General features: G+C 67.9%; 14 protein-coding genes. 9 read left to right on the forward strand and 5 right to left on the reverse strand.

Annotated features, from left to right (window positions below):
* Nucleotides 1-23: 23 nt before the first annotated feature.
* The gene (locus AXZ95_RS10815) at nucleotides 24-602 is read left to right on the forward strand and encodes a TetR/AcrR family transcriptional regulator (protein WP_018191060.1); all 579 of its coding nucleotides are present in this window, start codon (nucleotides 24-26) and stop codon (nucleotides 600-602) included.
* Nucleotides 603-631: 29 nt separating this feature from the next.
* Here the strand turns inward: AXZ95_RS10815 and AXZ95_RS10820 are convergent, their stop codons facing one another.
* Together AXZ95_RS10820 and AXZ95_RS10825 are read right to left on the reverse strand one after the other, a co-directional pair.
* Nucleotides 632-1,120 carry a nuclear transport factor 2 family protein gene (locus AXZ95_RS10820; protein WP_018191061.1) on the reverse strand — a complete coding sequence of 163 codons (489 nt, stop codon included), beginning with the start codon at nucleotides 1,118-1,120 and terminating at the stop codon, nucleotides 632-634.
* A 13-nt stretch (nucleotides 1,121-1,133) separates the two neighbouring features.
* Nucleotides 1,134-2,342 (reverse strand): MFS transporter, encoded by a 1,209-nt coding sequence (locus tag AXZ95_RS10825; RefSeq protein ID WP_018191062.1) that lies wholly within the window; start codon nucleotides 2,340-2,342, stop codon nucleotides 1,134-1,136.
* 87 nt (nucleotides 2,343-2,429) lie between these two features.
* On the opposite strand from AXZ95_RS10825, the gene AXZ95_RS10830 reads away from it, so the two are divergent.
* Complete coding sequence (locus tag AXZ95_RS10830) at nucleotides 2,430-3,290, forward strand: helix-turn-helix transcriptional regulator (RefSeq protein ID WP_081626604.1); 861 nt, start codon at nucleotides 2,430-2,432, stop codon at nucleotides 3,288-3,290.
* A gap of 28 nt (nucleotides 3,291-3,318) precedes the next feature.
* Here AXZ95_RS10830 and AXZ95_RS10835 read toward each other — a convergent pair whose 3' ends face one another.
* Nucleotides 3,319-3,675: a VOC family protein gene (locus AXZ95_RS10835; RefSeq protein WP_018191064.1), complete on the reverse strand. Its 357-nt coding sequence runs from the start codon at nucleotides 3,673-3,675 to the stop codon at nucleotides 3,319-3,321.
* Between the two features lie 215 nt (nucleotides 3,676-3,890).
* Here AXZ95_RS10835 and AXZ95_RS10840 point away from each other — a divergent pair, with 215 nt between their 5' ends.
* The 4 genes from AXZ95_RS10840 to AXZ95_RS10855 all read left to right on the forward strand — a co-directional run bounded on the left by AXZ95_RS10840 (nucleotide 3,891) and on the right by AXZ95_RS10855 (nucleotide 8,704).
* A complete protein-coding gene (locus AXZ95_RS10840; RefSeq protein ID WP_018191065.1) occupies nucleotides 3,891-4,202 on the forward strand; it encodes a hypothetical protein in 312 nt (103 codons plus the stop codon).
* Between the two features lie 281 nt (nucleotides 4,203-4,483).
* Nucleotides 4,484-5,209, forward strand: coding sequence for an alpha/beta hydrolase (locus tag AXZ95_RS10845; protein WP_018191066.1), 726 nt, complete (start codon nucleotides 4,484-4,486; stop codon nucleotides 5,207-5,209).
* A 163-nt stretch (nucleotides 5,210-5,372) separates the two neighbouring features.
* A complete protein-coding gene (locus AXZ95_RS10850; RefSeq protein ID WP_018191067.1) occupies nucleotides 5,373-6,014 on the forward strand; it encodes a DUF308 domain-containing protein in 642 nt (213 codons plus the stop codon).
* A 209-nt stretch (nucleotides 6,015-6,223) separates the two neighbouring features.
* Nucleotides 6,224-8,704 carry a ricin-type beta-trefoil lectin domain protein gene (locus AXZ95_RS10855; protein ID WP_018191068.1) on the forward strand — a complete coding sequence of 827 codons (2,481 nt, stop codon included), beginning with the start codon at nucleotides 6,224-6,226 and terminating at the stop codon, nucleotides 8,702-8,704.
* Nucleotides 8,705-8,754: 50 nt separating this feature from the next.
* Here AXZ95_RS10855 and AXZ95_RS10860 read toward each other — a convergent pair whose 3' ends face one another.
* A complete protein-coding gene (locus AXZ95_RS10860; protein WP_018191069.1) occupies nucleotides 8,755-10,749 on the reverse strand; it encodes a S9 family peptidase in 1,995 nt (664 codons plus the stop codon).
* Nucleotides 10,746-11,516: an SDR family oxidoreductase gene (locus AXZ95_RS10865; protein WP_018191070.1), complete on the reverse strand. Its 771-nt coding sequence runs from the start codon at nucleotides 11,514-11,516 to the stop codon at nucleotides 10,746-10,748. Before AXZ95_RS10865 ends, AXZ95_RS10860 begins: the two co-directional genes overlap by 4 nt.
* Before the next feature lie 106 nt (nucleotides 11,517-11,622).
* Between AXZ95_RS10865 and AXZ95_RS10870 the strand changes: the two genes are divergently transcribed.
* The 3 genes from AXZ95_RS10870 to AXZ95_RS10880 are packed head-to-tail and all read left to right on the forward strand — an operon-like array spanning nucleotide 11,623 to nucleotide 13,870.
* Nucleotides 11,623-12,132, forward strand: a complete 510-nt coding sequence (locus tag AXZ95_RS10870) for an NfeD family protein (RefSeq protein WP_018191071.1) — start codon at nucleotides 11,623-11,625, stop codon at nucleotides 12,130-12,132.
* Nucleotides 12,129-13,124 (forward strand): SPFH domain-containing protein, encoded by a 996-nt coding sequence (locus tag AXZ95_RS10875; RefSeq protein ID WP_018191072.1) that lies wholly within the window; start codon nucleotides 12,129-12,131, stop codon nucleotides 13,122-13,124. Before AXZ95_RS10870 ends, AXZ95_RS10875 begins: the two co-directional genes overlap by 4 nt.
* Nucleotides 13,121-13,870, forward strand: a complete 750-nt coding sequence (locus tag AXZ95_RS10880) for a glycerophosphodiester phosphodiesterase family protein (RefSeq protein ID WP_018191073.1) — start codon at nucleotides 13,121-13,123, stop codon at nucleotides 13,868-13,870. The genes AXZ95_RS10875 and AXZ95_RS10880 overlap by 4 nt, the downstream gene beginning before the upstream one ends.
* Nucleotides 13,871-13,948: the final 78 nt, after the last annotated feature.

A 13,948-nucleotide genomic window follows, 5' to 3' on the forward strand; every position in this document is an offset into this window, starting at 1 on the left:
GCGTCCGTTTTGCAAGGAGGGTCATGACGACGACGGAGAGACCGCGACGAGCCGACGCCGAACGGAACGTCAAACGCCTTCTGGAGGCTGGTGCGCAGGTGTTCGCGTCGACCGGCACGGCGCTGCCTCTCGAAGAAGTGGCCCGCGTCGCCGGGGTCGGCAAGGGCACGTTGTACCGGCACTTTCCCACGCGGGAGCATCTGCTCGCCGCTCTGCTCGCCGCGACATTCGCAGACCTGGCCGACCGAGCTGCGCATCTCCGTGCCGAGCTGGAACCGATGCAGGCCTACGAAGCATGGTTGGCCGAGTTCGATCGCATGCCCGCGGGCTACCGCGGCCTGAGGAGCGTGCTCGTCGAGGCCCTCGGCGACGACGCGTCGGTGATCGCCACCGCATGCGGCCCCATGAAGGAAGAGACGGCCAGGATCCTCGAGGATGCCCAAGGGGCCGGCATGGTTCGCGAGGACATCACGGCGAACGATCTCCTGGCCGTCGTCGCCGGCCTTCCCGAAGGGCTGCGCCGCGGGGCTGAGGCGCATCCGTGGCTGGGTGTGCTGATCGACGGGACCCGCACGCCCGCCTCGGCGCGATCAACGCGCTGAGGACGGGCGTGCGAGCCGGCGTCGGTCGGCTAGAGAGCGGGAAAGGTCTGCATCCACAGGATCTCGAGGGTCCGGTGGACGATGCGCCATCCTTCAGGGCGGCGCTCGAGGCGGTCGACGAAGAATCCCGTCTGCATGAGGTTCCATCCCGCGCCGTCCGTCATTCCGGAGTGGGTGTGCAGGTGCTGGGTGCGTGCGGTGGCGGTGTCGCCGTCGATGTCGACGGCGGCGAAGCCCTGGAAGTGCTGCCAGTTCTCGAGCCCCGACATCGTGCCTCCCGGCCCGCGCATCGTGGCGATCAGTGTGCGGTAGTCGATGTCTGCGGCTGCGCCGCCCGCGCGGTAGTCGAGGACAGCGTCGGGGGAGAAGACGACATCCCACTGCTGCTGGACCTCGTTATCCCCGTTTTCGTGAAGGTCCTGGCCGAAGGCGTATCGGACGATCAGATCCTGAATCGCGAGACGGTCGAGGACGTATTGAAGGGCGGCGGGGTCTGCCGCGTCCGTGATGCGTGCCATATCGTCCACCCCCTCAGCCGCGTACCCGGGTAGCGCGCCACGCTGCAAGCGCGAGGATGGCGGCGACGACCAGTCCGGCGACCGCGATGAGCACGGTGGGCGTGGCGCCGAGGCCGCTCACGAGCAGAACGCCGCCCACCGCAGCACCAGCAGCTTGACCGACGTACGTGCCCGTCGAGTTGAAGGAGATCACGACGCTCGCCATGGTCGGGTGGAGGCCGGTGAGCATGTGGTTGTTCGGGGCCACGAACGCCCAGCTGCCCACTCCACCGAAGAACATCGCGATCAGCACCACGACAGGTGAGCCGGCGAACGCGATGACGGCCAGCGCCGCCGCGAGCACGGCGATCCCGAGGGCGGAGGTCGGCCCCGCGCCGATCCGGTCGGTGAACCATCCGCATCCGAAGGCGCCGACGGCGCCTCCGACGCCCCAGATCAGCAAGGCGATCGCGAGTGTTCCACCGGAGATCCCGGCGATGGTGTGCACGATCGGAGCGATGTAGGTGTACACGAGGATGCCGGATCCGGTGGCGACCGCCGTCACCAGGACGACCAGGATGACCCGCGGGTCTCCCATCACGCCGAAACGCCGGCGGAGGGGAACGACCGCCTCGCCGGCGAGGTGGGGGAGGACGACGGACAGGGCGATGAGCGCTACCAGGCCGACTGCGGCGACGAACAGCAGGCTGGCCTGCCAGCCGAGCTGCTGTCCGATGGCTGTTCCCACAGGCACACCGAACACCGTGCCCAGAGCGATACCGCCGAGAGTGATCGAGAGGGCGCGACCGCGGGCCGCCGGTCCGGCGAGAACCGTCGAGACCGCGTTCGCAGTGGGCGTGAAGCTGGCAGCCCCCAGTGCGCACAGAACGCGCGTGACGAGAAGAACCGCGAAGGTGGGGGCGAACGCGCCGGCGGCGTTCATCACGACGAACACGGCGAGGCCAATCGCTATCAAGGCTTTCCGTGGCACCCGGTGAGTGAGCACCGAAAGGAACGGCGCGGCGATGGCGTAGGTGATCGCGAAAGAGGTGACGACCTGGCCGGCCGCGCCTTCGGAGATGTGAAGCCCGCTGGCCAGCTGGGGCAGGATCCCGGCCAAGACGAAGGAGTCGGTTCCGATAGCGAAGGTGCCGACGGCCAACAGGGCGACGGGAAAGACCCAGTGATCCGGCCGCAGGCTCTGCTCGGGGGAGCTGATCTGAGAGGTGGTGTGAATGGTCATGCCATCATGGTGCTGCGGCTATTTATCCTGGTACAGATGGTGATTATGCTGGTATGAATGCCACCAGGCTTCCCGCCGTCAGGAGTGATGACATTGTCCGATGTGATCCAACGCCATGAACTCGCATCCTTTCTCCGCGCCCGCAGGGAAGCCACAGACCCCGTCTCGGTGGGCCTTCCTCGAGGCCCTCGACGGCGGACGCCCGGATTGCGGCGGGAGGAGCTCGCGCAGCTCTCCGGCGTGAGCGTGACCTGGTACACCTGGTTGGAGCAGGCGCGGGAGATCGGGGTGAGCCGGCAGGTCATCGAAGCGCTCGCCCGCGCGCTCCGCCTCGGCCGAGACGACCGGGACATGCTGTTCACTCTCGCCGGCCTGGCATTGCCGACGGCGGCGCCGGAGCCTCCCCAGGTGAATGACGCACTGCGACGGCTCGTGCAGACCATGCAACCGAACCCGGCCTACGTCACGAACGTGTGGTGGGACGTCCTGGCCTGCAACGACATGTACGCGGAGCTCCTCGGCGGGTACGACGAACGTCCTGTCGCAGAGCGCAACATCCTCTGGCTCACCTTCACCCAGAAGCGGTCGTGGAATTTGTTCGTGGACTGGGAGGCCGAGGCGCGCCAACTGGTGGGTCAGTTCCGGATCAACCTCGCCCAGCACCCCCAGGACCCACGCGGGGGAGAACTGCGTGATGTCCTGATCGGGGCGAGCCCCCGCTTCGCGGAACTCTGGCGCGAACAGCAGGCGCGGCGGTTCGAGCCCGCCCGCAAACAGCTGCGCCACGATCGCCTCGGAGTCCTGCACCTCGACTACGTCAAGCTCGACGTCGCCGAGCAGAACGATCTCGCCATGCTGGTGTTCCTTCCGGCCGACGAGGAGACGGCCGAGAAGCTCGGGAGCCGCTTCGTTCCGTATGGTGGCGTCCACGAACTCGACGCCGGCTGAACCTGATGCCGTTGCGACTGGCGCGTGCTCAGGATGACGCGGGCGTGAACACCTCGAACGGGTTCCCATCGCGGTCTGCAACGATGGTGCGCATTCCGCCGGCAGACGGCGTCGGGCCATCCAGAACGCGACCGCCTGCGTCCGTGAATGCGGCGACGGCCGCCTCGTGGTCAGAGGCCATGATCGTCGCAGCTCGGCGGTAGGGAGCGAGCTGCTCCGGCGTCCCCTCGATGAGCATGAAGGGGCCGACGATCGCCATGCGGAACTGAGGAAACTCCAGTCGGCGAACGTCGCCGGGGCCGGCGAGCGTCTCGTAGGCGGGCAGCGCCGCATCGAGGTCGGTGACCTCCATGCGGGACATCACGGTGTCGATGATTGCGGTCATGGCAACGAGGCTAGGAGGGGCCTCACCCGCAGGGAAGATCAGAGTCCAGTGCCGCTGATACCAGTGTGAGCAGCACCACCACCAGGAATGGCGGGGGAGTGGTGCGTTGCGTCGCGACGAGCGAGCAATGGCCGCCGCGGCCGCCGAGGGGTACCGTCCGGCGTGACGCCTCCGATGTCGGATGTCGGGACGTCCCGACCCGATAGGAGAATCTCATGGAACTCACGCTCGGTGTACTGGCGCTGCTCGAAGCGAAGCCCGACAAGGCGGCGGAAGTGAAGGAGTTCCTGATCGGGGGCAAAGCCGTGGTGGACCAGGAGCCGGGAACCCGCACCTGGTACGCCTTCCAGATCGACGACACCCATTTCGGCATCTTCGATACCTTCAGCGATGAGGATGCGCGGCAAGCGCACCTGAGCGGCGCGATCCCACAGGCACTCGGCGAGGTGGGTCCGAATCTGCTGGCGAAGGACCCTGAGCTGAACACCGTCGACCTCCTCGCCGTCAAGCACGAGAGAGGCGACTGAGTCGTAAGGGGGAGTGAGGGTGCGCGTTGTCCGGAGTGGCTTCGGCAGCTCGTGTTCTCCGATATTCGCATCGAGGACGCACCGGCTACGCGCCCTTGACCACGGCGAACCCTTCTGGGACGGCAAGTTCTCTCCCTCTCTTTTATCTCGCTCCAGCTCGCCGATCCCCGAGATGGACGGTTCAGCAAGAATTCGCTTGCCGCCCAGGATTGGCCGAGGCTAGCCTGCCGACCAATCGCAGGCCAACCTGCTGACCAACCACAGAGCGATAGGAGAATGTCATGCCGTCACCAACGATCGTCCTCGTCCACGGAGCGTTCGCCGACGCCGCCAGCTGGGCGCCCGTCACCCGTATTCTGCTCGATCGAGGCCACACCGTGATCGCACCACCTTTGTACATGCGGAGCCTCGCTGCCGACGCCGCATCCCTGCGGGCTCTCGTCGAGCACATCGACGGACCTGTCCTGCTCGCCGGACATTCGTACGGGGGAGCGGTCATCACGATCGCGGGTGAGGCGGCCAACGTCGTCGGGCTCGTCTACGTCTCCGGCTACGCTCTCGATACCGGAGAGACGATCTCGAAGCTGCAGGGAGGATTCCCCGATTCGGAGCTCATCGCAAACCTCGTCTTCACGCCGTTCCCCATTCCGGGCCAAGAGGACGGCTCCGACGTCTCCGTGAAGATCGACGCGTTCCCGCACATCTTCGCCGCGGGCCTCGACCCGCGTGTCAGCGAGGTCCTCGCTGTCTCGCAGCGACCGCTGGCTGCATCCGTGTTCGCCGAAGAGGCGTCCGCGGCCGCGTGGAAGACCAAGCCGGCGTGGGGGATCGTCTCGGCTGATGACCACACCATCAACCCCGACGTCGAACGGTTCGGCTACACCCGGGCCGGCATCGCCGACGTCATTGAACTGAAGGCGCCGCACCTGGTCATGCAGACCAACCCGCAGGACGTCGTGGATGTCATCGAACGTGCCGTGGCCGGTAGTGGCGGTGCGCAGGGCTGACCAGGCGCTGCGCCGTCCTCTATCTGACATAATGTGCATTATCAGCGTAACGATATCCCACGACGACACGGCACATCCCGACTCCTGACAGCACGCATGCGGCGCGCTAGTGTCAGCAACGAACCGCCTGTGAAGCGGCCGCCGCTCTCGAAGGGATGACGTCATGAGCGCTACAGATCCGACCGACCCGATGCTGCACGAGTTCTCGCTGGATGCCCGGAACATGACCCGTGGGGCCATCAACGCCATCCGCACGGCGCTGGGCATCAGCGGCGCCGTCGCGCTGATCCTGGGCATCGTCCTGCTGTTCTGGCCCGAGAAGACGCTGTCGGTGCTGGCGATCTTCCTCGGGATCTACTTCCTGGTCGCCGGGATCATGCGCCTCGGGATCGGCATCTTCAGCCGCGGGATGCGCGGCGGCTCCCGAGCGCTCAACATCGTTCTCGGAGTCCTGCTCATTTTCGCCGGCATCGTCGCACTGAAGAACGTCTCGGCCGCAGCGGTCACGCTGGTGATCTTCGCCATCGCCTTCATCGGCGTCGGCTGGATCATCGACGGCGTCATGGCGCTGGCCGAAGCCGGACGCGCCGCATCGTCCGGCTGGGCCATCGCGTTCGGCATCCTGAGCATCATCGCCGGAATCGTCGTGCTGGTGCTGCCCGCGTCGTCCGCGGTGTTCCTGCTGTTCTTCGCGGCGTTCTCGCTGATCGTCCTGGGCGTGATCGGGATCGTCCGAGCGTTCACCTTCGGACGCGAGGTGCTGAAGGCGACCGACTCCCCTGCCGCTACGCCGCGCGTCGCCTGATCGTATACGATCTAGCGGCCAGATTCGTGCCGAATGTGCGGAAAGGCAGAGCCAAAACGCACATTCGGCACGAATGTGGCGCCAGCGGGGTCCCCCAGGCGCGAGCACGCAACAAATGACGGCGTTGCACTGGTATATATACTGCTGTCCCGTTATTCCTATCCCCGTTATCGTCGAGAACGACTCGTCCACTCGATCTCAGGGGAGCAATGCACTCTCGCACCCGTCGGCACAGCTCGGATTCTCGTTCTCGGCGTAAACGCCGAATCATCCTCGCCCTCGCGACGGCGGCGGCCGTCGTCGGGTCGTTCCTCGTCTCAACGGGCACCACGGCGGCCCCGGCCGACGCCTGGGAAGGCAAGGCACACGACTGCTCCCCGTACCCGTCCACCGCGACGATCGCCGTGGAGATGGACGACGTGCCGGCCGCGTACGGACCGTCTCTGCGCGCCTCGATCGCTGCCTGGAACGCGTGGGCGGGAGTGACGGGCATCAGCTTCCGCGCCGTCAATCGTCCGGTGCCGGCGGGAACGATTCCCGTCAACGTCATCGCCGTTCAGGATGAGCCTGAGACACCGGATGTGCTCGCCGCTATGTCGACAGTGTGCTCATCGGACCGGGGCCCGACCAACGGAACCCTCACGATCGTGAGAGGAAAGCTCGCCGGCTCCACCGAGCGCCTTCGTCAGAACGTGTTCACGCACGAGTTCGGTCATCTTCTCGGTCTCGCGCACAACTCCTACCAGTTCGCCTGCTCGACGGTCATGACGGCGGATATCTCGGAGTTCTGGCAATGCTCGAATCAGTTCGGACCGTATCCGGATGACATCGCCGGCGTGCTCGCCCGGTGGAAGCCGAACGCCACACCGGGGTTTCCGGCACAATCCCGCATCGGACGCTTCGGTTACGACTCCAACACAAGCCTCGTCTCGTCCACCGCCTACGGCTCGGGGTGGGCGAGCCCCGTGGACTTCGGGACCACCGACACGCAGGGCTATTCCGACTGGACCTTCGTACCGGATCGAGACAACTGGGGCTGGGTCGTGAACAGCGGATCCGGCCTGTGTCTGAAGCGGCGGGGCACTAAGGTCCACATGGCCTACTGCACCGGCGACGAGACGAAGTGGGCAATCGGCTCTATGGACTTCCCCGGCTGGGAGGGCAGGCAGCTGATTAACAAGGTGAGCGGGACCTGCCTCGGCGGCATCTCACAACTCTCGCTGGACTGGCCCTGGGCCGCACGCATGATGACCTGCGGCACCTGGGGGCACGACACGACGAGCCTCACCATCGCGCCGTCCACGGCGACCAGGACGAAGCGTTCCCTACCGGACGCGACCGCGCCGGGCGATCGCATCGTGGGGTGGGGGTCGCAGCGGTGCGTGACGGTGACCGGCGGATCGAGGGCCATCGGAGCGGGACTGTCACTGCGCGGTTGCGACGCCTCCGCTGAGCAGAAGTGGGATCTGCGTCCGGTGAACGGCGGCTACGCCCTCGGCGTGTACCGATCCACCATCGATCAGACCGTCGATGACAAGCAACTCGAATCGCATGAACTCTGCGCCCAGGGCTCCGGCGGCACGGTATCAATCGCGACCTGCTCGGCTTCTGCGGCGCAGACCTGGACGCTGCCGGCCAACGGCACCATTCGCAACACGGCCACCGGCACGTGCCTGAACGTCGCGGGAGGGGCGACTGGCGACGGTTCACCCCTCATCCTGTACTCGTGCGGGACGTCCTCCAACGAGGCCTGGGCCGTACCGGACCAGCTCCGGAAGGGTGTGATGTCGCTCCTGTCGGTCGCCGACACGAAGGGCGCTGGAATCGGAACAGCCGCTGCACCAGCGGGCGATAGCGACCCCCGCGTGCGAAGCGCCATCACCAGGGACTTTTCAGCCACGAAGGCGAGATGGGCGTTCGCGGACGTCCCGGGCACCGGTGGCGGCCTGCTGCGGAACCTCGACACCGGGACCTGCCTTCGGTGGAAGGCCAAGACGCAGCAGGCGGTTCTGGACGAAGCTTGCAACGGAGCCGACTCCAGTTACCGCTGGGGGCCGACCGTCACGCCGACGGGCGCCTGGACGATACAGAGTCAGTACACCGGCGAGTGTCTGGATGCGGCGAACGTCTCCGCCGGAGAAGGCACGGCCGTGATCACGTACCCCTGCAACGGCGGCACCAATCAGCAGTGGCGTGCGGTACCCAACCCGCCGGCGCCCGAGCCCGACGTGACGGTGACCCGGGTCCCGGCCAACGCGGCGATGTTCGGGATCGCGTCCCAGTCATCGACCTTCGACACTGCGGTTGCCGCGAAGGCGATCGATGGAAATCCGGACGGCGTCTACGGCAACGGCTCGGTAACGCACACGCAGTCGCAGCAGGGCGCCTGGTGGCAGGTCGACCTCGGGACGGCAGTCCCGGTGGATACGGTCACCCTGCATAACCGCACCGACTGCTGCGGCGACCGGTTGGCCGACTTCTGGATCATGGCCTCCGCTACGCCGTTTCCGACCACGGGGACTCCGGCCGAGATCGCAGCTTCGCCCGGTGTCGTCTCTACCCGCGTCACCGCCACCAACGGGCAGAATGTCGCGTGGGCGCCGGGCGGCACGCACCGGTACGTCCGCGTCCAACTGAACGGCATCAACCCCCTCTCACTGAGTGAGGTGAGTGTCACCACGCGTCGATGACACGCTGATGGCCCCGACCGAAATCTCGGTCGGGGCCATCAGCGTGATGCTCAGCGGTGGTTGCTGCGGCTCGGGAGGTGCTGCGCCCACCAGTCGAGGATGATGTCGAAGCGTTCCTGGCGGTGGCGCGGGCGCCCGCTCCGGCTCAGCTCATGGTCTTCGCCCGGGAAGATGACGAGCTCCGTCTCCACTCCCCTGCGCTTGAGCGCCGTGTAGTAGCGCTCGGCCTGCCCGAGCGGGCAGCGCAGGTCATGGGATGAGTGCAGCACGAGCGTCGGCGTGCGCACCTGATCGACCACGGCCTGCGGACTCTGCGACCGCATCAGCTCCGGGTCCGTCCCGGTGTACTCGTCGCCGAAGAAGCTGCCGATGTCGCTGGTCCCGACGAACGCGTCCGGGTCGAGGAATCCGCGCTCCACGATCGACGCAGCGAAACGGTGATCGTGCGCGATCGTCCAGGCCGTGAGGTAGCCGCCGTAAGACCCGCCCATGATCCCGACGCGCTGCGCGTCGAGGCCCGGGACCTCGGCGATCGCGCCGTCGAGAAAGTCGAGCACGTCCGTGAGGTCTACCGTGCCCATCCGCTGACGGATGACCCGGCCGTGCTCCTGGCCGTACCCCGCGGAACCGCGCGGGTTCGACATGACGACCGCGTAGCCGGCCGCGGCATACACCTGCGCCTCGTCGAACAGCGCGTGCGTGTACGAGGCGAACGGCCCGCCGTGGATGTTGAGCAGCACGGGATGCGGCCCTTCGCCCTCGGGGACCAGCACCCAGCCGTGCACGGGATAGCCGTCGCGGCCGGTGACCGTGAGCTCGCGCGGCTCGATGATGCCCGTCGAGCGCAGCGGAGCCGAGAAGTCGGTCAGGCGGCGCAGACCGGTACCCTCGACGACGGCGACGTCTCCGGTCGTCCGCGCGTCGGCGAAGGAGACGACGATCGTCTCGCCCGCCGCATCCGCACCGCCCACGACCGTGTGGTCGTCGGTGAGACGCCGGCTCTCCCCCGCCGCGTTCACCTCGGTCAGGACGAGCGCTCCGCGGCTGCGGTCGACGAGGAGCACCGAGTCGTCGGCTCGCGGCGCGATCTCGGACTCGGTGAAGTCGACCGACTCCGGGTCGGTGAGCCGGCGCGGCTCCGAGCCCGCGGCGTCGATCACGTAGAGCGCGGCGTTCTTGGCGACGAAGTCGCGCCCGGTCTGGCCGACGTCCTGCGCGGTGAAGAACAGGGCGCCACCGCCGGCGTAGTGCGCGGCGATCACGCTGTACGACCCGTGCGCGCCGGTCAGGTCGCGCGCCTCTCCCCCGTCGACCGGAACGAGGAACACGTTCGACCGGAGGTCGAGGTCGCGGCTGGCGTGCCGTTCGGAGATGAAGGCGATGCTCCGGCCGTCCGGCGAGAACGAGATCGCGCCGTCGTCCCACGGACCGTCGGTCAGCTGGCGCGGCTCGGTGACCGACGGCGCCGGGTCGGTCGACCCGTCTGGTTTCGGCGCGGGGTCCGGGATGGGCGCAGCCCACACGTCCGGCACCGGCACGGTGAAGACGTGGGCACGCCGATCGGTGACGTAGCCGAGGCCGTTCGCCTGATATTTCAGGGTGTCGATCCGGCGGGCGGGCTCCCCGTTCGGGTCGATGCCCTCGACCGTGCCGTAGCGGCCCTGCTCGGGCACACGGCTGACGAAGGCGAGCGTCCGCGCGTCGGGCGACCAGACGAACTCGGACACGCCGAGGGTGCGGTCGGTGACGGCGACCGGCTCGCCGCCGGCGGCGTCGACGACGAACAGCTGCGGCGCCTTCTTCGGCTCGGCACGGAGGAACGCCAGCAGGCGTCCGTCGGGCGAGAATCGCGGCGCCGTGTCGCGGAACCCGCGCGTCAGCAGGCGCGGAGCGGCGTGACCGGTGAGCGGGATGCTCCACAGCTGCCCGACCGTGGCGTCCGCCTCCAGGGATGGGCGGGTCACCGACACGACGGCCTTCGCGCCGCCGGGGTGGACGGTGGGCGTCGAGACGCCGGTCAGCAGACCGAGGTCGGCGGGCTTCACTCGACGACCGGCGTGAAGCTGGACACGTCGCCGACGAGGCGCGTGTGGTCGGCGGGAATGGGGTCGACGACGGCCGCGGCGACCTCGGCCGCGAACTCGCTGACGTTGTAGAGGCGGCCGGCCGCCTCCTTGCGCGCGTCGATGGCGCCCGGGTTGAGACGGTTGAGCAGGGTCGCCGTGATGGTGCCCTCGATCATGTCGCCGGAGACGACGACGAACTCGACGCCCTTCTCGGTGAGCGACGGGAGCAGCGCGCGCAGCGCATCCTCCCCCGCCCGCTTGCTCAGCGCAACGGCCTCGTACTCGGGCATGGTCGGCGTCGTCCGGATGAAGTGCGCCTGGTGGCTGGTGACGAAGACGACGCGCGAACCCTCGCCCAGAAGCGGGAGGGCCGCGGTGAGCGTGTTCACCTGCGCGTCGCGGTTGAGCTGCATGGCGTAATCCTCGGCCATGCCGGACTCCATGCCGCCGGAGGCATTGAGCACGAGGATGTCGAGGCCGCCCCACGCCTCGGCGACCGTCCGGAACATGGCCTCGACGGAGTCCGGGTCGGTCAGGTCGGCACCGACCGCGATGGCCGTCCCGCCCTGCTCGACGATGGAGTCGACGAGCTTCTGGGCCCGCGCCTCCTTGTTGCGGTAGTTGATGACGACACGCGCCCCCGCCTCGGCGAGGTACTGCGCGGTGTCGGCGCCGATCCCGCGCGACGAGCCGGTGACGAGGGCGCGCTTGCCCGTCAGCGAACCAGGTGAAAGGGGGTTTGCCACGAAAACTCCTCGGCGTCGATGTCTGCATCCTGAGACTACCAAGTGGGGTGGAATCGGCGTGGGCCGCACCTGATACGGTCGGAGAAAGCAGTGAAAGGGGGACGTCATGGACATCACGTCCTTCGCCTGGATCGTCTGGCTCGTCCTCATCCTGATCTTCGTGATCATCGAGATGCTGACGCTCGACTTCGTCTTCCTGATGATCGCCATCGGCAGCCTCGGCGGCCTCGTCTCCGGCCTGTTCGGAGCACCCTGGTGGCTCCAGCTGATCATCGCTGCGATCCTCTCCGTCGTCCTCATCTTCTTCATCCGGCCTCCGCTGCTCCGCGCGCTGAAGCGCGGGGGCGACCCGGCGAAGAGCAACATCGACCGGCTGATCGGGATGGGCGGCGTCGTCGTCTCGACCGTCACCCGCACGACGGGGCTCGTGAAGCTGCAGGTCGGCGAGACCTGGACCTCGCGCCTCGCGGACAGCGCCTTTACCGGCGGCGACCGTGGGGAGCTCGTGCCCGGGGAGCATGTGATCGTGGTCTCGATCGAGGGTGCGACCGCCGTCGTCGCTCCCGCACCGGTCTCCGCAGGTACCGACGGCCTCACCGAGAGGATCACTCCGTGAACGATCCGAGCCAGCTGATCCTGACCATCGTGGTCAGCATCATCGTCCTGATCATCGCGATCTTCGTGCTGGTCACGCTGTTCCGCGCGATCCGCATCATCCCCCAGGCGCGCGCCGGTGTCGTGGAGAGGCTCGGCCGGTACCACAAGACGTTGATGCCCGGGCTCAACGTGGTCGTGCCCTTCATCGACAAGGTGCGGCCGCTGATCGACATGCGCGAGCAGGTCGTCTCGTTCCCGCCGCAGCCGGTCATCACCGAAGACAACCTGGTCGTCTCGATCGACACGGTCGTGTACTTCCAGGTGACGGATGCGCGCGCCGCGACGTACGAGATCGCCAACTATCTGGGCGCGGTCGAGCAGCTGACCACGACGACGCTCCGTAACGTCGTCGGCGGTCTGAACCTCGAAGAGGCACTGACCAGCCGCGACAACATCAACGGCCAGCTGCGCCTCGTTCTCGACGAGGCCACCGGCAAGTGGGGCATCCGCGTCTCCCGCGTCGAGCTCAAGGCGATCGATCCCCCCACGTCCATCCAGGACTCGATGGAGAAGCAGATGCGCGCGGAACGTGACCGGCGCGCTGTGATCCTGACGGCGGAGGGCACGAAGCAGTCCGAGATCCTCAACGCCGAGGGACTGCGGCAGGCCGCGATCCTCAAAGCGGAGGGCGACGCGAAGGCGGCGGTCCTCCGCGCCGAGGGCGAGGCGCAGGCGATCACGACGGTCTTCGGTGCGATCCACCAGGGCAACCCGGACAACCTCCTGCTCGCCTACCAGTACCTCCAGACGCTCCCGAAGCTCGCCGAGGGTCCCGCCAACAAGCTCTGGATCATCCCGAGCGAGCTGACCGAGGCGCTCAAGGGCATCGGGCAGGCCTTCGGGCCGACGACCGGCGCGCCACGGCCCCCGGCGACGGGAGCCGCGGCCGGGTCGGTGCCGCCGGTCGCTCCGGCAGCCGAGACCGGGCCGGCGGCACCGACCGCGCCGTGACGTTCCTCGACGGAGCCGGGACGCGCATCATCGCGCATCGCGGCCTCGCCCTCGACGCGCCGGAGAACACGCTCCTGGCGTTCCTCCGCGCCCTCTCGGCGGGTGCGACGCACCTCGAGACCGACATCCACGCATCGGCGGACGGCGTCGCCGTGATCGCCCACGACCCGGACCTCGCCCGGGTCGCCGGGCGCAACGTGAAGGTCGGGCAGCTGACGATGACCGAGCTGCGCCGCATCGAGCTGGGTCACGGGCAGGGCTTCTGCTCTCTCGCCGAGGCCCTTGATGCGTTCCCGCAGGCGCGCTTCAACATCGACGTGAAGGATGCGCGCGCAGCTGCACCGGCGGTGGCGGCCATCCGCGATGCCCGGGCGACCGGGCGGGTGCTCATCACCAGCTTCTCGAGCGAGCGGAGACGCGCCGTCGCCGACGCGCTCCCGGGGGTCGCCTCCTCCCCCGCCGTGTCCGAGTTCTTCCCCGCCCTGATCGGCGCCCGGTTCGGGATCGTCCCTCTGGTCCGCCGGGCTCTGCGCGGTTTCGTCGCCGTCCAGGTTCCCGAGCGGCGTGGTCCGTTGCGGATCGTCACACGGCGGGCCGTCGAGCGCATCCACGCGGCCGGGGCCGAAGTGCACGTGTGGACGGTCAACGATCCCGCCGACATGGTCCGGCTGCTCGACCTCGGGGCCGACGGCATCGTCACGGACCGCTGCGACATCCTGAAGTCCGTGGTGGCGTCAAGAACCTGACGACCGGCGGCCTCGCGCTGCCGACTCTGAGAGGGCACTGGGAGAAACGCTCTCCTGGAAAGAGAATCCCCAGCTTGA

This window comes from Leifsonia sp. 115AMFTsu3.1, from assembly GCF_004362795.1.
Lineage (GTDB): Bacteria > Actinomycetota > Actinomycetes > Actinomycetales > Microbacteriaceae > Leifsonia.